The sequence below is a fragment of the uncultured Peptoniphilus sp. genome (assembly GCF_946998875.1).
Taxonomy (GTDB): domain Bacteria; phylum Bacillota; class Clostridia; order Tissierellales; family Peptoniphilaceae; genus Peptoniphilus_A.
Genome location: NZ_CAMQAY010000015.1, coordinates 1 through 22,158, shown reverse-complemented (window position 1 = coordinate 22,158; position 22,158 = coordinate 1). Strand labels below are relative to the sequence as shown.

The following is a 22,158-nucleotide window of genomic DNA, read 5'->3' as shown; positions in this document are numbered from 1 at the left end:
GACTAACTAATTTGTCAACATTGTAACCGAATTGTAATATTTACTATACTACCTTGTAAAGCTCATCAGAACCTGGTTCAGAGAGACTTATGGCCCTATCTCCTACTATTACTTCTGTAATCTTATCTTCAATTACTTCTCCAATTTTTGTAATTTTTATTCCCTTTTTATCTGCTTCATTTTTAAAATCAATAAATTTTTCTTTATCAAAAACCATGAGCATACTTCCACTTGAGATGAGTCTCATGGGGTCAAGGCCATAAAATTCTGCAATTTTTTTTGTCTCATCAAGAAGAGGTATCTCATCATAATAGGCTCTTAAACCATGACCAAGAGCAACTCCAGTTTCCCAAAGAGCTCCATAAAGTCCACCTTCAGTTATGTCGTGCATGTGCTTTACGCCATATTTTGTCGCCAATCTAGCTTCTCTTAAAACTGAAATATCTTTTGAAAGAGATTTTGCAAATTTTAATTCTTCTTCACTTAAAATTTCACTGACTTCATCTTTTTCGTGAGAAATAATGCTTGTGCCTTCAATGCCAAGGTATTTTGAGACAACTACTACATCTCCTGCCTTAATACTTTTAAGGTCTGGCATAACTTTTCTATTAACTCTTCCTAATACCGTTGTTGAAATTAAAATTTTATTTACGGCATCAGTTATCTCTGTGTGGCCGCCAATTATGTCTACATTTAACTTTTTTGCTGTATTATTGGCATCTTCAATAATTTCTTTTAAGTCCTCAAGAGTGCCACTTGGTGGAATTAAAACTGTCATTAAAACTCCAACTGGATCTGCCCCTTGGCAGCTCACATCATTTACTGAAACATTTATGGCAAGAGAGCCTATATTTTTTGATGCACCAGTTATGGGGTCCGTTGAAGTTACGATTAAATCGCCTCCAAAGTCCATAACTGCGTTGTCTAGTCCTGTTCCACTCTTTATTATTACTTCTTTTCTATTTGAACTTAAATTGTTGAAAATATATTTTTCCAACAATTCAGTTTTTAATTTTCCAATTTCCAAAATTAACACCCCATAAAATTCTACAATTATTTTATCTGCATTTCAAATTTATTAAATCCATTTTCCATATAAAAATTTTTGCTCAAAATATTTATGTCCTTAAAGACCTTATTAAAATAATCTTCGTCCTTGACAAGACCTCTAACCGTCATCTTTCCATTGTCAAAATAATAATCTGTTATAATTAAATTTTCATCTTCAAGCTTTTGAATTTCAGAAATTTTATCTATAAAAATTTTATTTCTCTCTTGAAATTTGTCGCTGGATACATCAATATCTTCCACTTCTTCATTTTTTACTTCTTTGATATCAGCTAAAGTCCCTTCATTTTCTTTTTTGAGATTAAAATAATAAAGTACATTAAAAATTATTACAATAGCCATGGCAAGTGGAAGAATAAAATTAATAGGGCTTTTCTTTTTTCTAGTCTTTTTGTCTTTTTTCTCTTTTTTTATAGGTAAATTGTTGTGAAGGTCTTCTTCTAGTATTTTATATTTCAAATTGCTATAAGATGATAAGCAATCTTTAATTTCCTTGGAGTCGCAAATATTTCCAAATAAATAGACTTCTTCACCCTTAGAAAAATTTTCCATTTCCCTTATGTGACTTATAAAATAATTTTTAAATCTAAACAAAAAGTCTTCATCAATTTTTTCTTCCTCTGGGTCGTAGCGAAGGTTTATTATGTTACTTGCATTTTCTTCTTCCAAATTGTTGTCCAAAATTAATTTTTCAATATTTTTGTCGTAAATTTTTTCATAAAAATTTACTAAATTATTTTTTACAGAAATAAATTTTAAATAAGTTGGTGCTATTTCAATAAATTTTCCCTTCTTATTTATGGACTTTGGCTCAGGAATTATTTCAAGGTTTTTAACTTCTAATTTTTCAAAAACTTTCCTTAATTTTAAAATTAATTTTCTTGGAACTAAGTCAATGAAAAGATTTAAAATTTTATCTTCTTTTAGAAAGTCATAAAAAATTTCATAATCTGATAAATTAAAATCGCCATAGTCTTCAAGTTCTAGGGCAAGAAAATCTCTTATTTCACTTTCATCTATTTCAGGAATTTTATAATTTATGTGAATAAAAGAAGAAGAGTCAAATATTAAAATCAGATTATCACTCTTTTGAAAATCAATTTTCTCCAAGATTTTACTGCATTTGTAGTAAAAGTGATGATAATCTAAAATCTCCCCATCCCTAAAAACTTTATAGGGCAAGGAAATATTTAACTCTTCTTTGTCATTTTTATAAATTTTTATAAAACCGTCACTAATTATAAGTTTTGTAATATTTTTTTGAAACATAGTTCACCTGCACAATATGAAAATAATAATTGCTATGCTAATAAAGGGTCCAAAGGCAATGGAATCTTTAAAATTCTTTTTCTTTAATAAAATTAAAATTATAGAAAATATTGCTGCAATTACAAAGGCATCTTTAAATATAAGAAAGGAATCTAATAAATTATTTGCAAAAATTCCCATGACAAAAGAATAGAGCACATCTCCAAAGCCCATCATACCTGTAAATTTGTATAAAAGATAGAAAATCAGCCCAATGCCAAGGGAAAATTTTAAGGAGTTAAAAATACTTTCTCCTTGAGATAATTTAAAAATTATTGTTAAAATTAAAATTATAAAAAGGTCTAGGTTATAGATAAATCCAGTCTTGTAATCTATTATTCCTATAAAAGTTGCCACTGTAATTATTCCAATGACTAAAAAACTTTGGATGGACAAGTCATATTTTAAAAAAGCAAAGACCGAAAGGATAGAAACTAAAATTTCTGTGAAAAATTTATCTGAGCCAATTTTTTCTCCACAAGTTTTACACTTTCCGCCGAGAAAAATATAAGAAAAGACTGGTATTAATTCATAAAACTTTAAATTCCTATGGCAGGAGTCGCAGTGACTTATGCCCCATAAAAAATTTTCATTTTTTTCTCTTCTGCTGACGAAGACATGGTAAAAGGATGCCAAAGATCCTCCCAGCATAAAAATCAAAAAGACTATAAAAATTTTATAAATTTTATTTTCCATTATCTTCAACTAAAGTTTTTCCTGAAACTTTTATCATTCCTGGCTTAACTTCCACATCGCCGTCGTCAGTTGAAGTCACTGTAAAATCACTTGCACCACTAAAGTGTTTTGCAGGTTTTGGTATTTTTCCTCCTTCAAGATAAGGAGCTAACTTGTCTACACTTATTGTTCCCTTTTCATCAGGATTGTCAATTAAATATAAAATTCCTGCACTCTTTAAAACTTTAACATTAGAATTGTGGGCTGCTGCCTCAGCTGCTAGATTCGTCGTGCTATACTTCATAGCTGCAATGGAAATTAAAATTGCAATAATGGCAATTACAATCACAAGTTCAATTAGGGTAAATCCCCTTTGTCTCTTTTTAAATTTCATAAAAACCTCCTAAAATTGATTAACCATATCGAAAACTGGAAGTGCAATTGATAGCACTATAAAGCCGATTATTAAAGCCATAATTATTATTAAAATCGGACCCAAGACTCCAAAAAATCTCTTGTTGTAATTGTTTAATTCCTCGTCATAAAAAGAAGACATTATTGAAAAAACTTCCCTTAGGTTTGAGGATTCTTCGCCAACGCGAATCATGGAAAGTAAAATTTTTGGAAATACATTTATTTTGCTTGTGCTTTTATAAAAGGAGTCTCCCGATTTTATATCCCTTAAAACTTCTAAAAATTTACTCTTTAAAACCACATTGTCTTCCATGGCAGAAAGTATTTCCAGGCTTCTATCTACAGTAAGGCCTGCCCCAAGGAGTAAGTCCATGTTAAAGGTAAATTTCAAACTCTTTGTCATCTTGTAATACTTTGATTTCAAGAGTATCTTGTGAAAAGTTCTTGGATTTTTTCTGTGGTAGAAAAATGTAATGGCTATCACAAGTATTATTACTAAAATTATGAAAATATAATTTTTATAGATAAAGTTTGAAAAATTTATTAAGATTCTTGTTGGCAGTGGCAGCAAATTATCATTGGAAGCAAAAATTTCACTAAAACTTGGAATTACATTAATAATTAAAAAATTAATTACAAAAATTGAAGTGATAAGGAGAATTATTGGATAAGCCAAGGCTTCAATAATTTTTGAGTTTGTCTCCCTCTTTTTTATGTAATAGCTTGACAAGGAGTTAAAAGTTTTGCCAAGGCTTGATGTGTTTTCTCCAACAAAGACCATATTTACAACAAGGTTTGGAAAGGTACGAGTCTTTTCCATGGATTCAGAAAGAGAAATTCCGCTTCTGAGATTATCTTTCACCTGGCTTAATATTTTGCCCTTATCTTTAGAAAATTCCGTAATTAAAATTTCAAAGGCACTTTCTATATTTATGCCAGAATTTATAAGTAGGCTGAGCTCTCTAAATAAAATATACAAATCCTCGTTTTTAAATTTTCTGTTAAAGTCAAGGGAATTAGAGGACTCAATATTTTCTTCAATCTTTATTGGCCTTAGTCCCTCTCTTTTTAATTTTTCCTTGGCATCTTTAATGCTTGTGGCTTCAAGCTTGCCCTTTACTTTTTCGCTGCCCTTAAAGGCCTTATACTTGTAAATCATAATTCACCAACGGTATGAATATTTTTGTAGTACTCCTCAAAAGTGGTTTCGCCCTTTTCTATTAAGTGTAAAATCTCACTAGATAGTGTCTTCATTCCTCTTTCAAGGGCAAAATTTTTTATATTTTTTACGCTCTCTCTTCTCGTAATCATGTCGCGAATTTCGCTGTCCACAATCATAATTTCAAAGACTGCAATTCTCCCGCTGTAACCGCCATTGCACTTGTCACAGCCCCTTGCCCTATAAATAAACTCCCTATCTATTAGTGGGTTTGTGTTTTTAATTTTTTCCCTACAATGAGGACATAATTTTCTTATAAGCCTTTGAGAAATTACTCCAATTAATCCAGCAGAAATTAAATAGGGCTCGATTCCCATGTCAACAAGTCTACCAATTGATGCAGGAGAAGATTCTGTGTGAAGAGTTGATAGGACTAAGTGACCTGTTATGGAAGATGAAATAGCAATGTGGGCTGTGTCTTCATTTCTAATTTCACCAATCATAATCTTATCTGGGTCCATTCTCAAAATTGCCTTTAGTCCCTTTTCAAAGGAAAGCCCAGTGTTGGGATTTACTTCAATTTGATTTATGCCGTCAATTTTATATTCAATTGGGTCTTCAATGGTCATAATATTTATGTCGTCACTTTGGATTTTTCTTAAAAGTGTATAAAGAGTTGAAGTCTTGCCAGAAGAAGTTGGACCGCAAATTAGAATTAGACCAGATGGTTGGCTAATTAAACTCATGACTTTTTCATAATTTTCACCCACAAGACCAATGCCCTCTGGAGTATAAGAAATTCGTTGAATGTCTAAAATTCTAAGGACAATTTTTTCGCCAGTTCCAGTGGGCGTAGTAGCAACTCTTATGTCAATTTTGTCGTCCTTAAAATCAAAGCTAAATCTTCCATCTTGAGGAAGTCTCTTTTCAGAAATATCAAGTTCAGATAAAATTTTTATTCTAGTCACAAGCTGAGGATAAATTTTTTTTGGCAGGTCAATTAATTTATTTAAGGCTCCGTCAATTCTTATTCTCACAATAACATTTTGAAAGCCAGGCTCAATGTGGATGTCGCTGGCATTTTTCTCAATGCTTTCCCTTAAGATATAGTCTAAAAGTCTAACTGCCGGTGAGTCTTCCCTTTCGCCCTTTTCACTAATTAATAAGTCTCCATAATTTGTGTCTATGTCATCTAAGAGAAAATCTTTTTTCTCATCCTTATAAATTTTATCTAATTCATCTAAAATTTTTTCTTTAGAAGCTTTTTCTAAGATTACTTTTTTTTCTAATCTCTCTTCAAGATTATATTTTAAAATCTCATCAATATGTAAAGAGTAGAAGACCACATTATCGTCTTCTTCTCTAGCAGGAGCTATAAAATTCTTGCGGAAATAATTTTCGCCGAAAATATCTCTCATTTCAAAAGAAAATTTATTCACTTTCCTCTCTCCTGTAATCGCATTTGTCATTGCTACACTTTATAATTTTTTTACCCTTAGACTTCATTTCTGTCAAAATACTTTTGCACTTTGGACATTTTTCATTAATTGGCTTGTTCCAAGAAACAAATTCGCACTTAGGATAAGAGTCGCAGCCATAAAAAATTCTGCCCTTTTTACTTCTCTTGACTACAATTTCTCCCTTGCCACACTTTGGACATTTTACGCCAATTTTTTCTACAAGAGGTTTTGTATTTCTACAATCAGGAAAACCTGGACAAGCTAAAAACTTTCCATATCTTCCCATTTTAATAACCATGTTCCTTCCACACTTGTCGCAGATGACATCAGTGACTGGATCTTCTATTTGAACCTTTTCTATATTTTCATAGGCCTTGTCCAAATCTTTCTTGAGGTCTCCATAAAAATCTCTCACAAGTTCCTTCCAAGGTTTTTTGCCTGCAGCAATTTCATCTAATTCAAATTCCATTTGCGCAGTAAATTTTTTGTCAACTAAGTTGTCAAAATTTTCCACTAAAATTTCATTTACGGTTTGTCCCAGTTCAGTTGGCACAAATTTTTTCTCTTCAAGAACTACATAATACCTACTTTGAAGAGTTGAAATAGTTGGCGCATAAGTGGATGGTCTACCAACGCCCAAGGCTTCAAGCTCTTTTATAAGTGAAGCTTCGTTATATCTTGGAGGTGGATTTGTAAAGTGTTGTTCCTTATTTATTTCCTTTAATTTTAAAATTTGTCCCTCTTCAAGTGGTGGGAGTTCAGTATTTTTTTCATTAGAATAATCATAAACTCTTAAAAATCCATCAAAGGCTAGCATGGAGCCTGAAACTCTAAAAAGTTCCTTTTTTGACAAAATGTCAGCAGAAATTGTGTCATAAATTGCATCTGCCATTAGAGATGCCACAAATCTATTCCATATAAGTGAATAGAGCTTAAACTCATCCCTTGAAAGTGAATCCTTTATTGAATATGGAGTTCTTGTAACATCAGTTGGTCTAATGGATTCGTGAGCATCTTGCACGCCTTCATTTTTCTTCTTGCTGGCTGCTCTTTTCTTTCCTATATAATTTTCGCCATAATTTTTTTCTATAAAATTGAGACAGGCATTTTGCGCTTCAGCAGAAATTCTTGTAGAGTCAGTTCTCATATATGTTATAAGACCTACAGAGCCTACCTTTGGAAGTTTTATGCCTTCGTAAAGACTTTGAGCAACCATCATAGTCTTCTTTGTTGAAAAATTTATTCTCCTTGAAGCTTCTTGTTGCATAGTTGAAGTTGTAAAAGGTAGAGGTGACTTTCTTGCTCTCTTGCCTTTTTTCACAGAATCAACAAGAAATTTATCTCTATCAATATTTTTTAGAACCTTGTCTGCATCTGTCTCTGACTTTAGTTCAACTTTTTTTGCCTTGCTCTTCTCTTTAACTCCATAATAATCAGCTAAAAGTTTTCGTCTTCCTGCACGCAAGTCTGCTTGAATAGTCCAATACTCTTCAGGGATAAAATTATTTATCTCCTCTTCTCTGTCGCAAATTAATTTTAAAACAGCAGATTGAACACGACCAGCAGAAAGACCAGCCTTAACTTTTTTCCACAATAGTGGAGAAATTTTATAGCCAGCAAGCCTATCTAGTTCACGCCTGGCTTGTTGTGCATCAACAAGGTCCATATCAATTGTTCTTGGATTTTTAATTTCTCTTTTAACTGTATCTTTTGTAATCTCGTTAAAAGTAACTCTGTTTTTATCCTCTGGATCCATACCCAAAATATATGAAAGGTGCCAAGAAATTGCCTCTCCCTCCCTATCGGGGTCGGTTGCAAGAATAATTTTGTCAGCTTTCTTAGCCTCAGCCTTAATCTCATTAATAAGAGGTCCCTTGCCATATATATTCATATACTGGGGTTCAAAATCTTTTTCTATATCAATGCCAAGTTTTGATTTTGGTAGGTCTCTAACATGACCAACAGAAGCAATTACATTGTAATTCGTGCCAAGCATCTTTTTTATTGTCTTAGCCTTAGTTGGCGACTCCACTATTACAAGATTTTTTGCCAAAATACCATCTCCTTCTTCCTAAAATCTATTTTAAAATTTGAAATTCATTCATAGAAATTCTTTCAATAATTCCCTTAAGTTCCAACTTCGTCAATATCTTATTTATATAAAATACCTCATTATTTAAATTATTGCAAATATCATTGGTGTTATTTATTCCCTTTTCTATCAAATTGTAGACTAAAAGTTCCTCTGCATTCATTTGTATTTTCTCTTCAGAAACTTTATTTTTAGAAAGCTCTTTATAATAATCAAAAATATCTTTTACTTCAACAAGAGGAATGGCTCCGTCTCTAATTAATTTATTGGTCCCAACAGAATAAATGGACGTAATGTTGCCTGGCACTGCAAAAACTTCCTTGCCCTGTTCTGCAGCAAGCCTTGCTGTGATTAAACTTCCGCTTTTGTCTTTTGCTTCAACTACGACAACGACCTTTGAAAGACCAGAAATAATTCTATTTCTCATGGGAAAGGTAAACTTGTTTGCACCAGTCCCAAGGGGAAACTCGCTTATGATAGCACCCTTATTTGAAATTTCTTCATAGAGTGCCTTATTTGACTTTGGATAAATTACATCAATGCCTGTTCCTAAAACTGCAATTGTGTTTAAATTATTAAAAAGAGCCCTCTTGTGGGAAAGAGAATCAATTCCATAAGCCATGCCACTGACAATAGTGAAGTCAAAGGAACTTATGGCATCAATTATTTTATTTACAGCCATATTGCCATAGGAAGAGTGACTCCTGGCACCAACAAAGGCAATGGGATTGTAAATATTTAAGTCGCCTTTTACATACAAAAGAGATGGCGGGTCCTCAATGAATCTAAGTGACTCTGGATATTCATCATCTAAAATTGTAATGATTTTCACTCCCATTGAAGTAATTTTTTCATTGATTTTTTCAATTATTAGTTGAAAATCTGGTGACTTTTCCCTTAATCTGTCGTAACTTCTCTTTGACAAGATATGTTCTTCCAAATAATCTAGCTTATCAAAATCCTCTAGGGGAATATTTTTGTCCAAAAGATAATTTAAAATTTTAAGGGAGTTTTCGCTGGAAAAATTTATTCCATTTAAAAAAATTAGTAAGTCTCTTTCCTTCATTTAATTACCCCAAAACTTTTTGTCCATGGTCCTATATTGAATGCTTTCCAAGACATGGTCTTCTTTAATATTTTCGCAGCCATCCATGTCTGCAATAGTCCTTGCGATTTTTAAAATTTTATTATAAGTCCTGGCGCTCATGCCATATTTTCTAAAGGCAAGCTCCAAAATTTTTTCAGAGTTAGCATCAAGTGCACAATATTTTTTTAACTTTTTCTCAGGAATTTCTGAATTGTATTTAAAAATTTCATCTTTAAATCTATCTTTTTGAACTTCTCTAACATTTTTTACCCTTTCCCTTATGACTTCAGAGCTTTCTCCAGACCTTTCAGAGGAAATTTCCTTGTAATTAACTTCAGGTACTTCCAAGTGAATGTCAATCCTATCTAAAAGTGGATGAGAAATTCTTGAAAGATACCTTTGAATTTCATAAGGGGAGCAGTTGCACTCGTGAGTCTTTGAATTGTGGTAGCCACAAGGGCAAGGATTAAGGGCAACTATAAGTTGGAAGTCCGCAGGATACCTTACACTTGCATTGGCGCGAGAAATTATTATATCCTTGGATTCCATGGGCTGACGCAAAACTTCTAAAACTGATTTTGAAAATTCTGGCAGCTCATCTAAAAACAAGACGCCCTTGTTGGCAAGAGAAATTTCTCCTGGCTTTGGTATTTGCCCTCCGCCAATTAGTGAAACAGCTGATGCTGTGTGGTGGGGTGCCCTAAAGGGTGGCTTAGTTATTAGGGCATTGTCGTCTAAGAGTCCTGAAATGGAATAAATTTTTGTCACTTCAATAGCTTCTTCAAAGTCAAGCTCTGGAAGGATTGTTGGAAATCTCTTTGCCGCCATGGTCTTTCCAGAACCAGGTGAGCCCAAAATTAAAATATTTGACTTGGCGCAGGCAGAAATTTCAAGAGCTCTCTTTAAATTCTCTTGTCCCTTTATGTCAGAGAAGTCTACATCATAAGAAACCTTTTCCCTAATGAAGCTTCCCTGACATCTTTCAATTTGAATTTCTCCTCTTATAAAAGAAATCACTTCTTCTAAAGTTTTTACGGGATAAATTTCCACGTCGCTAACTATGGCACATTCCTTTCTGTTTTCGTATGGCACAATAAATTTTCTATAGCCCTTTTCACGCATGGATATTACCATAGGAAGAGCACCTTGAATTTTATTTACCTTGCCGTCAAGGGCAAGCTCGCCCATATATGTATAGGGACTGTAGTCAAGTTCCAAACTTTCATCGCAGCTCAAAAGGCTCACTGCTATGGCAAGGTCAAGTTGGGTGCCATCCTTTCTCAAATTGGCAGGAGCTAAATTTATGGTAATTCTCTTTTTTGGAAAGTCGAAGCCAGAATTTTTTATAGCCGATTTTACTCTTTCCGTCGATTCTTTAACTGCAGTGTCTGCAAGTCCAACTAGTATAATTTTTGGCATTCCATTTGAAAGGTCAACTTCAACATCTACTGGATAGCCATTAAGTCCAGTTAAGGTGCAGGTTTTTGTGCAAGAGTACATAATTCCTCCTCATCTATTTTAAAAATCTCATAATATTATTCTTAATTATATTATAAGAATTTTAATCTCTTTAATCAATCGTTTGCAAAATAAATAGCCAGACCTAAGTCTGACTTTAAAATATTTATTAAATTACAAAGTTTCCATCTTTAAAAATTTGTACTTCTTCCCCATTTTCTTTGATGCCAATTATTTCCGTCCTTGCATCGCCAACCATAAAGTCAACATGAGTTAAGGAATCGTTCATGCCTCTTTCTTTTAATTCTTCTATTGTAAGTTTTTCTCCGTCTTCTATGCAAGATGGATAGGATTTGCCAAGGGCAAAGTGACAAGATGCATTTTCATCGTAAAGTGTGTTGTAAAATAAAACTTTTCTCATGGAAATTGGTGTGTTGTGGGACACAAGGGCAACTTCTCCAAGTCTCTTTGATCCTTCATCAGTTTCAATAATATTTTTTAAATATTCTTTTCCACTTTTTGCATCGTAGTCAACTACTTCCCCGTCTTTAAAAACTAAATAGAAGTCTTCAATTAAATTGCCATTGTAATTAAGGGGCATAGTTGAATAAACTTTTCCATTTACTCCGTCAAGTCTTGGGGCAGAAAAAACTTCTTCACTAGGCATATTGGCAATAAATTCTTCGCCGTCGCTATTTACATCGCCTGCTCCTGCGAAGATGTATCCCTTTGGAAGGCAAACTTCTAAGTCAGTCCCCTTTTCTGATTTGTATTTAAGCTTTTCAAATTTATTTTCGTTTAAGAATTTGCTATATCTATTTAAGTTGTTTACATGGTCTTCAAGTGCCTTTTCTGGGTCATCTTCAAAAAGTCTAACTGAAGAAAAGATTTCGTACCACAATTTTCTCACAGCTTCATCTTCACTTAAATCAGGAAAAACTTTTGTAGCCCAAGAAGGAATACTTGCTCCCACAACTATCCATGACACATAGTTTGCCATCATCTTTGCAGAGAAATCCTTTAGTGCCTTTGATGTTGCAAGATTTGCCTTAAAAAGTTTTTCAGAATCCACGCCCTTAAAGGCGTCTGGATCAGAACCTGTTACAGAAAGGTACTTTGCCTTCTTTTCCATGTAGTAGTTTTCCTTGTCAACCTTGTGCTTTGGCACATCAGTTAAAATTTCTAGGCTTTCATTTTCGTATTTTAATCTGGAAACCACTTGGTCTCTATAATCTACAACTACTTCAGAGGCTCCAAGTTCATAGGCTTTTTTTGTAGATCTTATAGCAAAGTCCCTTGCTTCTATGGGACATCTTATGACAAGTCTATCGCCCTCTTTTATTTTTAGTCCAATTTTTAAAATTAATTCAGCATATTTTTCTATATAATCATCAACACGAAAATCTTTGTATTCCATTTTATCATCCTTTCCATTTATCTTTTGTTACAAAAAATAATATACAACAAAAATTTTTTATTTGCAAAAAAATACTATTGAAGACATAAAATCTCCAATAGTATAAAAAATTATTTATTATATTTTTTAGCTAAGAAGTCCTTTGCAACTTGTGGGAATAATGCATAAGTTAGCACATCTTCTTCAGTCCTTGCAAGGTCACCTACTTCAGCTCTGTATTTATCAAGGGCTGGCTCAAGGTGATTTGCAGGTCTATCTGTAATTACTTCAGCATCGCCTATAATTGATCTTCTAAAAGCATCATCAACTTCAACAGGAGTCTTTCCATAAAGTCCCTTTAGGTAATCCTTAATTTCATTTGGAACCATTTTGTATCTCTTGCCTGTCATTACATTAAAGGAGGCTTGAGTACCAACCATTTGACTCATTGGAGTAACAAGTGGTGGAAAGCCCATATCTCTTCTAACATTTGGTACTTCTGCAAGAACCTTATCAAATAGATGCTCTTGTTTTGCAGCAGAAAGTTGTGAGTTCAAGTTTGAAAGCATGCCGCCAGGTACTTGATATATAAGTCCCTTAGGGTCAACAGTAAGCATTTTTACTCTCAAAGTTCCGTCGTTTAAATATTTATTTTTAACTTCTTGGAAGTAAGGTGCAAGTTCATTTAAAATATCAAGATTCAAATCAACTTTATAGCCAGCTTCCTTTAAGATTATGGCAAGAGTTTCAGTTGGAGGTTGACTTGTTCCACCAGAAAATGGTGAAAGAGCAGTGTCTAAAATATCTGCACCTTCTTCAACTCCCTTGAGGTAAGTCATTGAACCGCAGCCAGTAGTTTCGTGAGTGTGAAGTTCTATTGGAATGTCCACAGCCTTTCTAAGAGACCTAACTAAATCTCTTGAAACAGGTGGAGTTAAAATTCCTGCCATATCCTTTACTGCAACTGAATCAGCGCCCATTTCTTGTATTTTTATTGCAAGATCAGTAAAGTATTCGATTGTGTGAACTTCTGAAGTTGTGTAGCAAATTGCAACTTGTGCTTCTGCTCCAGCTTTTTTTGCAGCTCTAAGTGAAGTTTCAATGTTTCTTAAATCATTTAAGGCATCAAAAATTCTAATTATATCTACTCCATTTTTAACAGAAAGTTCAACGAACTTTTCTACTACATCGTCCGGATAATTTTTGTAGCCCAAAAGGTTTTGACCTCTCAAAAGCATTTGAGTCTTTGTGTTTTTAAGGTGAGACTTAATATTTCTAATTCTTTCCCATGGATCTTCATCTAAGAATCTAATACATGAGTCGAAAGTTGCACCGCCCCAACACTCAAGAGCCCTGTATCCAACTTTGTCAAGCTTATCAAGTGCAGGTTCCATATCTTTATAAGTCATTCTTGTTGCCATAAGTGATTGATGAGCGTCACGAAGAATAGTATCCACAAATTCTATTTTTTTCATAAATCCTCCTAACTATTAATTGCCGAGATTACTTTTATAATGTTAGTATAACACAATTTACTCAAAATTTTTCATTAAAAGAAGGCTTTCTTGACAAAATATTCTTGTTGCTTCATAAAAGTTTTCTCATTTTAATTTTTTTCTTTACAAAGGGCTCTATTTCTAGTATAATGCTATCGGCTTATAAATTATCGCGGCGAAAATTTATAGGAGTTTGATAAAAAAATGGCAAAAATGATGGATCCAAAGTTCAAGCAATCAAGAAGACTTGGACTAAATGTATGCGGTCACCCAAAGGCTATGAAAAGAGCTACAAGAGGTACTGCAAGAAGCGATAAAAAACTTACTGAATACGGTAAGCAACTTTTAGAAAAACAAAGATTAAGAGCATACTATGGTGTACTTGAAAGACAATTTGTTAATCTATTTAAAGAAGCTCAAAGAACACCAGGACAAACTGGTCCTAACCTTGTAACATTCCTTGAAAGAAGACTTGACAGTTTATGTTACAGAATGGGCTATGCATCTTCAATTAGACAAGCAAGACAAATGGTTACTCATGGTCACTTAACTGTAAATGGAAAGAAAGTTAATATTCCATCTTACAGATGTGAAGCTGGTGATGTAATTGCATTGTCTGCTAAAGGAAGAAAAGTTGATCTATTTAAAGAAAATTACAACACTAATATTGTTGTAAACTACCCTTACATTTCTAAGGATGATGACTTTAAAGCAACTTTAGTATCTCTACCAAATAGAGAAGATGTTCCAATAGAAATTGAAGACCAATTAATCGTTGAATTCTATTCAAAGAACATGTAATGAAAGAAAAAGAGACCCCTATGGGTCTTTTTTCTTGCCTATTTTTATAATTTTTAAATATAAAAAATCGCTTGGCTTATAAAACCAGGCGATTTTAATTTTTACAAACTATTTTATAAATTGACTAAAGAATATTATCACTATAACAATAGGTGAAATATATTTAATACTTACATTCATCCAAGTTCTAACAAAAGGACTTTTAATGTTTGCTGCTTCTAATAAATTTTCCATCTTCCAAGCTCTGGCAGAGAAAAGTGCAATTAAAAGGCATCCAATTACTAAGATATAATTACTTTCCACATTGTCTATAAATGCAAAGGCTGGGTCATAGAAAATAGATAGGGCTGCAATGGCAATTATTATTGCACTTGCAAGCATAAGAGCCTTTATTCTTTCTAATTTAAATCTTTCCATAAATTGTCCAACTATTGCTTCAAGTACTCCAACTGATGATGTAAAGGCTGCAATGTAAAATCCAAAGTAAAATAAAACTGAAAGGATTCTGCCAAAAGGAACAACATTAAAGGCAAGTGGAAGAGTCAAAAATGTAAGTCCAACTCCTTCTCCTGGTGTAAGTCCTGTTGCAAATACAAAGGGAAGAATCATAAGTCCAGATAAAATTCCTGCAAAGACAAGGGCAAGGCAAATTACTGATGAGTCCTTAAAGATGTTTTCATCCTTTTCCTTGATGTAGGAGCCAAATACCATGGACCCAAGCATAGCTAGTCCAAGGGCAAAAAAGGCTTGACCTAGACAAGTTATTACTGAATTCATGGAGAATTTAGAAGGGTCTGGCTTAAATAAAAATATAAGTCCATCTTTAGCACCTGGAAGTTTTAATCCAAATACAATAATTATAACCATAATTATAAATAAGATTGGAATTAAGATTTTTGAAACTCTTTCTATTCCCTTTTGCACTCCTAAAATAATTACTGCATCATTAAGTAAAAAATTAATTAAGAAAAATAAAAATACCATTGGCTTATTGGCATTAAAAGCATCAAAATAATTTTGTATTCCCTCGCTTGTAAGTCCTACGAAATCTCCGCTAATAGCACCTGCAATGTATTTTATTATCCAGGCATAAATTAGTGAAGTATAACCTACGATAATAACTGCTGCTAAAGTGTGAAGATAGCCTGCTAGATACCACTTAGTACCAGGCTTTAAAGTCTTGTAGGCATCTATCGCCGCATTCCCTGTTGCATAACCTATGGTAACTTCACAAGTCATAAGAGGAATTCCAATTACTAAAATTATTAAAATATATAAAAATATAAAAATTGCTCCACCGTTTTCGCCAACTACATAGGGAAATCTCCAAAGAGTTCCTATTCCAAGGGCAAGGCCAATGGCAACCATAATAAATCCAAGGATTGATGAAAATCCTTCATTTTGTTTTGACATACGCTCCTCCTTTTTTTATATAATAAAAATAGTATCATAAAATCTGCATTTTTTAAATAGATAAAAGCCCTAAAGTCTTTTTCAAAGCTAAATTTTTTAATTTATTTTTCTTCAATTAAGGGTATAATTTTAGCAGGTGATATTATGAAAAAAGACATTGAATATGTAAAACTCGTTACTTCAACTAATAAACTTTTATTTGATGAAATTTGTGCCTTCCTAGAGGACAACTCCATTCCCTATTTTGTTAAAGACGAAGGCGATTATATGAGGCTAATCTCTGGATTTTCTCTTTACGAAAAGGGCATCTATGTCTCTGAAGATGACTTTGAAAGAGCTAACGAACTCTTAGTTTATTTTATGAATGACAACGATATTTCTCACGATTTAAATTTCGATTAAATAATTTTATTTCCTTTAAAATTTTTCATAAAAATAAATAAAAGCCGATGCAGATTTTTTTGCGTCAGCTTTTTTTGTTTTGTAAAAATAATTTATATTCAGTTGTCAAAAAAGTCCACAAGATCTTTAAATACCATGTCCCTATTTTCTTCTCTAAAAATTTCATGCTTCATATTTTCATAAAGCTTTGCATAAATATTCTTGTAGCCAACTTTTTTTAGAGCTTCAATTGAACTTTCAAAGCCACTTTCTCCACCAATTACCACATCATCCTTCCCTGCAAGGAATAAAATTTTAAGATTTGGATTTTTGCATTTAAATTTTTTTAAATTGTTGAGTTCCTTTACACCTTCAAAGACAGAAAGATATCCACGATTTTTAAAAACTTTAGGCATAAGAGGATCTCTCTTTGCATCATCAACATTATCTTGGCTATAACTTAACCAGTCCCAATTTAATTTATCGCCAGTGTATAATTTTTTTAGTATATAAACTGTTCTCTCTTCTCCAAAATAAAAATTTATGAAATTCCCAAGAAAAATTGCAAGGGAAACTTCTGGAAGATAATTTGGTGGACCTGATAAGACTAATTTTTCAATTAAATTATCTGCCTCTTCAAGATAAATTCTTCCAAAAACTGTTCCAAGAGAATGCCCTACTAAATAAATTTTTTTGTCTGGAAACTTTTCTTTAAGAGCTCTTGTAATTGCAATATTGTCGTCAACAACTTTTTCAACTCCGTCCATATAGCCGAAGGTGTACTTGCCTCCAAGAGACCCGCCGTGACCTCTGTTGTCAGATATAAAGACGCTGTAATTATTTTCATTTAAGGATTTGATTAGATTAAAATACCTTTCCTTATGCTCCAAGGCGCCATGAATAATTTGTACAAGAGCCTTAGGATTATCAACTGGGAAAAATGCAGCACTAAGAATAAAATCGTCATAGGGCTTAACCTTAAGACTCTGGCAGTTTGGAAGTTCATAAAAATCTTTTACATTTCCAAAGTTTTGAAGGTTTTGTCTTTGTAGACTGGCCTCTTCATCTTTAAAAATTAAATCACATTTTAAATTCACGCCTTCATTTTGCCTTAAATTATTTGATTTTCCGTAATGAATTTGCGGAAGCAAAAGAATTATTAAAATAAATAAAATAATAAAATAAACCATTTAACACCTCAATCTAATTATAACAAAAGAAAAATAAAAATCTTCCTTCGAAAGAAAAAAGAAGAACCACCTGGTCCTTCTCTTCAAATTATTTTACAGAAATAGTAACTGTCCTTGACTCATTATCCCATTCAATGTCATTGTCTTTTCCGTCCCTTGTGTTTCCATTACTTAGTCCAAAAACTTTTGCCACATTGACAAGGGATACAAAAATTCTATCTTTAATATTTAGAGGTTTTGCTTCCATTTCAAAAACTTCGCCACTGGAGAGAATAATTTTATTGTTGTCGATTTGAATTGATGCAGTAAGTCCATCTCTAGCGAAAAAAGCTGTTCTTGTATCCTTATTCCAAATAACTTCTGCGCCAAGAACTTCTGCCACGCTTCTTAATGGAAGCATAGTCTTATCCTTATAAATTACAGGACCTATGTCCATTTTAACTTTTCTTGAAACTCCTTCTTTAATTATTTCGTATTCAAATCCATTGATGTGAAATACATAGGAAATTTTTTCATTAGTTTTATTTTCTTCCTTTAAATTCTTCGGAACTCCAGCAAATACTTTTAAAGTTTCTCTATCGTAATCTCTATTATTAAGTCTTGGGAAATAATTGTAATAATTTGGATAGTAATTGTCCCAAATATCTTCCTTGCCATTGTTGTCTTTATTGTCTTTGCCTTCACTGTCCTTATTTATTTCACTATTTTCCTTCGGAGCTGCTGTCAAATAATTTGCTAGCTTTAAAATATTTTTAGAATCATCCTCATAAATAAGAGTTACATTTCCATCTTTATCCACTATTACATCCTTAGCCTTAGGATTTGCTAGCTTAAATTTTCTTGCAATTTCATGGATTTCTTCTTTGCTAAGCTTGTTTTTATCCACAACTTTTAAATCTTTTGGAATTACTGGTGAATTTATTTCAGAATCAGTTTTTTCTGGAATAATTTCCTTAACTTTTACCTTAACTTGTACTTCTTTACTTGAGCTGTCATTAAAAGTCAAAGTAAGTCTTGCCGTTTTTTCTCCCACTTCACTTGTGTCGGCATTTTCTTTTATGCCAACCTTAACTTCCCCAGGAAGATTTGTAATTCCATCTTTTAATTTTTCCACAGTCAAAACTTCATTTTTATTTACTTCAAGAGTCTTTGTCTCTTCCACATAAGTTTCTGCTTGTGATTTTAAAACTTCTACTGGAACTACAACTATTCTTGATGAGCCATCTTTAAAGGTAACTTTTACTTTTCCAAAGTATTCTCCTGGCTTTCTTGTATCAATTTTTGCTTCTGTAATATCTTCTACTACTGCAGCTTCTGGCAAGTTTTTAATATTATCCCTTAAATCAATATTGCCACTATAAATAACCTCTTCTTTTATAATATCAGCGGCTTTTATTTCTGGAATAGGTCTTATTATTCCTCCCTCAATAACTTCCTTAACTTTTACCTTAAGCTGTACTTCTTTACTTGAGCTGTCATTAAAAGTCAAAGTAAGTCTTGCCGTTTTTTCTCCCACTTCACTTGTGTCGGCATTTTCTTTTATGCCAACCTTAACTTCCCCAGGAAGATTTGTAATTCCATCTTTTAATTTTTCCACAGTCAAAACTTCATTTTTATTTACTTCAAGAGTCTTTGTCTCTTCCACATAAGTTTCTGCTTGCGACTTTGCTATAGTGACTTTTACAGTGACTTCATCTGTTGAGCCATCTGGATATTTTACTTCAACTTTGATTTCATATTTGCCAGAACTTTTTCCATCTGGCAAATTTTGTCCCTCAATTATAGATTTTACTGGTTGGCTTGCTAAATCTTTAGGATAATCTGTTGAAACACTATCCAAAATTTCATCTGCTGTGGTGGCAAGCCCAAAGACTTTTTCTATATTTTTTGCGCTAGCACTATAAGTATCTTTTTCTTCAACTACTCTTGCAGTAAAGGTCATGTCACTTGTTATAGGAATATCTTTTATATTATCAATTTTTTTATCACCAATAAACCAGGCAGCTTTCTTTGTATTATCCATAGCATGTGGAGTCGGCAAATTAATACCTATTACTTTTAAAGTTGAACCTTTAAAAATTGCATAAGATTGACCATATTTCTTATGAACATTTTTTACTTTTTCATCAAAAATGCCTTTCTTTTTATTTAAAGTCACAATAAAAATATCTTCTGGTAAGTCTTTGCCCATATCTAGTATATTTACTGCATTTTCTCCATTTTTTATAAATTTTGCATAATAATTATAACTATTAGATTTTAGTAATTCATAATTATCATTTAATTCATTTTCACTATCATGCTCAATAAACCAATGCCAAAAAATGCAATTATTATTGGCTTTTACATCAGGCTTTAATAGTCCAAACTTTCTATTTTTTATATCATTTCTTACATAAAATTCTATGATATGTGAATAGTCATATTTTTCTACAAAATAATCTTTTTGAAAATCGGTTAAAATAAAATTTCCTTTTATTAAATTATTAAGATCTCCTATCTTGAATCGACCCATTTTGTAATCTCTTTCATCGATTTTATATCCATCAGCATCATAGTATAATGTATTATTGGTATCTCCTCTAAATACATAAGGCAAACCTTGGAACTTTGATTCAAATACTATTGGCTTGTTCATGTCATACTTTATTCCACGATTATGCCCAATTGCACCTATTTTTTTACCCTCAGAAAATGCTTTACTAAAAGGATTAACTAAATGTCCTCTATAAGTCCAACCGAGAAATTTATGATCTTCCTTTTTCTTTTCATCTGTCTCATTATTCTCAGCAAATAATTTTGAAAATACTTTTTTACCCTCTTCTTCATAATCTAACATTTCTGACCACTTTGCAGTCTTTAGTGCGTAATAGGCTTTAGCTTTAACACTTTTCCCCATATAATTCTCATCTTCTAAGGAAATTTTTTCGCCCTTGTCATCTTTAATAGTTCCATAATTTTGAACATCACCTGAGACATTTGCCTTTGGTATAAAGAGTATTTTCACATACTTATCTTTATCAGCTTCCTTTGGCAGGGTCTCAGTAACTATTGGAAGATCTCCATTCCTTGTCGAGTTTTCATTATTTGCCTTAGGCTCCGATTCTATTGCAAAAACTGGATTAAAGCTACTTAAAAATAAGGTTACGATTAAAAATAATGAAAACAATTTCCCTTTCATTGTGTCCTCCTGGTTCATTAATAAAACAATTACTACTAAATTCTTTTAAAATAAAATCTAAACATATTCCCAAAAGAATTACCTATAAAAAATTATAGCAAAATTATTTTATCACTTCTATACAATGTAAAAATAAAATTTAAAAAATTCCAAAAAAAAATAAAAACCCGGGTTAAACCCCGAGTTTTAATTTAATAATTCTTTGGCTATAAGATTAACTTGTTTGCCATCTGCTTTGCCCTTAATTAAAGGCATTACATTTTTCATTAATTTGCCAATATCCTTCATTGATGTTATTTCATTTTCGTCAATTACTTTTTTTATAATTTCTTTTAATTCTTCATCTGATAATTGCTCAGGTAAGTATTTAAGTAGTATTTCGATTTCATCATTAGTTTGGTCAACTAAGTCTTGTCTATTACCCTTCTTAAATTCATCAATTGACGATTTTTTTTCTTTAAGCTGTTTAGAAATGATATCTAAAATATCAGAATCATCAAGCTCTACTCGTTCATCTACTTCTTTTTGTTTAATAGCTGCACGAACCATGGTGATAACATCTTTTCGAAGTTTATCTTTATTTTTCATAGCTTCTTTTAAGTCAGCCATGAGTCTCTCTTTTAGAGACATAAGAACACCCTCTTTAATATCTGTGTTTTTTTCTGCGTGCCTCTTCGGATTTTTTCTTCCTTCTAACACTTGGTTTTTCGTAGTGTTCTCTCTTTCTTACTTCTTTGAGAACTCCACTAGTGGCACATTGTCTTTTGAATCTTTTAAGAGCATTGTCTAAAGATTCATTTTCACCAACCCTGATTTCGGACATTTTTTAACCTCCTCTCGTAGAAAAGAGTAGCCTTGCGGCCAATGTAGGTTTATTATACTCTATAAATCCCAAAACTTCAATAATATTTTTACTATTTAGGATTTTTATCTTTACAAGTTCTTTTCACTACAATAATTTTCTCCCAAAAAAGAAATTATTAGGGCTTTTTTAATATATTTTTAATTTTATCATGGACTAATTATTTAAAAAAATTTTCTTTATTCAAAAGTTTTTTTGCGTCCTTTCTTCCCATTTCATACAAGTTTTCTAATTGGTCGTGGTCTTGTGTTAGAGTTTTTAAATTTCCTATATAGCTTGGCGCAAGAATTATGACTTTATTTTTCTTTTCAAGCTCTATAGCTTCTCTCAAACTTTCGTTGTAGACGAGAGATCTTTTTGCAAAGGTCTTTGCTGCTTTTGGATAAGTTCTCCTCAAGATACGCACATATTTTTTGTCCCTTCTTGCTTCTCTAAAATAATCTCTTGGTCTTGTTAAAACTATTATCACCTTGTCACAACCTGCCTCAAAAGCTCTTTTAAAGGGAATAGGATCGCTTAAGCCCCCATCAAAATAAGGCACGCCCTTTATCTCATAGGGCTGGCACAAAACTGGCACGCAACAAGAAGCCTTTATGGGGTCATAATTATCTATTACAAGATCAGACTTCTTAAAATATTTTGCCTTGCCCGTCCTTGCATCTGTAGCAACAATTTCAAATTCCATGGGATTATTTTTCAGCGCCTTATAGTCAAGGG

The 22,158-nt window shown here is 32.5% G+C and carries 19 protein-coding genes; 2 read left to right on the top strand and 17 right to left on the bottom strand.

Translation table 11 applies throughout. The features are described 5' to 3' along the window. Window positions 1-43 precede the first annotated feature (43 nt). From Q0U74_RS05535 to Q0U74_RS05485, 11 genes are all read right to left on the bottom strand, one after another. A complete protein-coding gene (locus tag Q0U74_RS05535; protein ID WP_297393124.1) occupies window positions 44-1,036 on the bottom strand; it encodes an AIR synthase family protein in 993 nt (330 codons plus the stop codon). Between the two features lie 17 nt (window positions 1,037-1,053). Then, window positions 1,054-2,337, bottom strand: coding sequence for a hypothetical protein (locus tag Q0U74_RS05530; protein ID WP_297393122.1), 1,284 nt, complete (start codon window positions 2,335-2,337; stop codon window positions 1,054-1,056). Between the two features lie 3 nt (window positions 2,338-2,340). Further along, a complete protein-coding gene (locus tag Q0U74_RS05525; RefSeq protein WP_297393120.1) occupies window positions 2,341-3,012 on the bottom strand; it encodes an A24 family peptidase in 672 nt (223 codons plus the stop codon). A 49-nt stretch (window positions 3,013-3,061) separates the two neighbouring features. Beyond that, the gene (locus Q0U74_RS05520; RefSeq protein ID WP_297393119.1) at window positions 3,062-3,445 is read right to left on the bottom strand and encodes a prepilin-type N-terminal cleavage/methylation domain-containing protein; all 384 of its coding nucleotides are present in this window, start codon (window positions 3,443-3,445) and stop codon (window positions 3,062-3,064) included. Window positions 3,446-3,454: 9 nt separating this feature from the next. Further along, complete coding sequence (locus Q0U74_RS05515) at window positions 3,455-4,624, bottom strand: type II secretion system F family protein (RefSeq protein WP_297393118.1); 1,170 nt, start codon at window positions 4,622-4,624, stop codon at window positions 3,455-3,457. Then, complete coding sequence (locus Q0U74_RS05510; RefSeq protein WP_297393117.1) at window positions 4,621-6,063, bottom strand: GspE/PulE family protein; 1,443 nt, start codon at window positions 6,061-6,063, stop codon at window positions 4,621-4,623. The genes Q0U74_RS05515 and Q0U74_RS05510 overlap by 4 nt, the downstream gene beginning before the upstream one ends. Then, entirely contained in the window at window positions 6,056-8,137 is a 2,082-nt protein-coding gene (gene topA, locus Q0U74_RS05505; RefSeq protein WP_297393116.1) for a type I DNA topoisomerase, read from the bottom strand. Before topA ends, Q0U74_RS05510 begins: the two co-directional genes overlap by 8 nt. A gap of 25 nt (window positions 8,138-8,162) precedes the next feature. Then, a complete protein-coding gene (gene dprA, locus Q0U74_RS05500) occupies window positions 8,163-9,242 on the bottom strand; it encodes a DNA-processing protein DprA (protein WP_297393115.1) in 1,080 nt (359 codons plus the stop codon). Beyond that, on the bottom strand, window positions 9,243-10,763 hold the full coding sequence (locus Q0U74_RS05495; RefSeq protein ID WP_297393114.1) for a YifB family Mg chelatase-like AAA ATPase: 1,521 nt from the start codon (window positions 10,761-10,763) through the stop codon (window positions 9,243-9,245). It lies immediately after the preceding gene. A 127-nt stretch (window positions 10,764-10,890) separates the two neighbouring features. After that, on the bottom strand, window positions 10,891-12,138 hold the full coding sequence (locus tag Q0U74_RS05490) for an aminopeptidase (RefSeq protein WP_297393113.1): 1,248 nt from the start codon (window positions 12,136-12,138) through the stop codon (window positions 10,891-10,893). A gap of 110 nt (window positions 12,139-12,248) precedes the next feature. Continuing rightward, window positions 12,249-13,592 (bottom strand): oxaloacetate decarboxylase subunit alpha, encoded by a 1,344-nt coding sequence (locus Q0U74_RS05485; RefSeq protein WP_297393112.1) that lies wholly within the window; start codon window positions 13,590-13,592, stop codon window positions 12,249-12,251. Window positions 13,593-13,817: 225 nt separating this feature from the next. On the opposite strand from Q0U74_RS05485, the gene rpsD reads away from it, so the two are divergent. Next, on the top strand, window positions 13,818-14,414 hold the full coding sequence (gene rpsD, locus Q0U74_RS05480; protein WP_297393111.1) for a 30S ribosomal protein S4: 597 nt from the start codon (window positions 13,818-13,820) through the stop codon (window positions 14,412-14,414). 108 nt (window positions 14,415-14,522) lie between these two features. Here rpsD and Q0U74_RS05475 read toward each other — a convergent pair whose 3' ends face one another. Further along, window positions 14,523-15,827 (bottom strand): sodium-dependent transporter, encoded by a 1,305-nt coding sequence (locus Q0U74_RS05475; protein ID WP_297393110.1) that lies wholly within the window; start codon window positions 15,825-15,827, stop codon window positions 14,523-14,525. Between the two features lie 144 nt (window positions 15,828-15,971). Between Q0U74_RS05475 and Q0U74_RS05470 the strand changes: the two genes are divergently transcribed. Beyond that, window positions 15,972-16,229, top strand: a complete 258-nt coding sequence (locus Q0U74_RS05470) for a DUF2007 domain-containing protein (protein WP_297393109.1) — start codon at window positions 15,972-15,974, stop codon at window positions 16,227-16,229. Between the two features lie 98 nt (window positions 16,230-16,327). On the opposite strand, the gene Q0U74_RS05465 is transcribed toward Q0U74_RS05470, so the two are convergent. The 5 genes from Q0U74_RS05465 to Q0U74_RS05445 form a co-directional block, all read right to left on the bottom strand. After that, window positions 16,328-17,398, bottom strand: a complete 1,071-nt coding sequence (locus tag Q0U74_RS05465; RefSeq protein WP_297393107.1) for an alpha/beta fold hydrolase — start codon at window positions 17,396-17,398, stop codon at window positions 16,328-16,330. 88 nt (window positions 17,399-17,486) lie between these two features. Then, entirely contained in the window at window positions 17,487-20,579 is a 3,093-nt protein-coding gene (locus Q0U74_RS05460; protein ID WP_297393106.1) for a Rib/alpha-like domain-containing protein, read from the bottom strand. A gap of 186 nt (window positions 20,580-20,765) precedes the next feature. Beyond that, window positions 20,766-21,209 (bottom strand): GatB/YqeY domain-containing protein, encoded by a 444-nt coding sequence (locus Q0U74_RS05455; RefSeq protein WP_297393105.1) that lies wholly within the window; start codon window positions 21,207-21,209, stop codon window positions 20,766-20,768. A 13-nt stretch (window positions 21,210-21,222) separates the two neighbouring features. Then, window positions 21,223-21,402, bottom strand: coding sequence for a 30S ribosomal protein S21 (gene rpsU / locus Q0U74_RS05450; RefSeq protein ID WP_005957648.1), 180 nt, complete (start codon window positions 21,400-21,402; stop codon window positions 21,223-21,225). Window positions 21,403-21,601: 199 nt separating this feature from the next. Beyond that, window positions 21,602-22,158, bottom strand: a 557-nt coding sequence (locus Q0U74_RS05445; protein ID WP_297393104.1) for a patatin family protein, incomplete at its 5' end; no start/stop codon positions are given.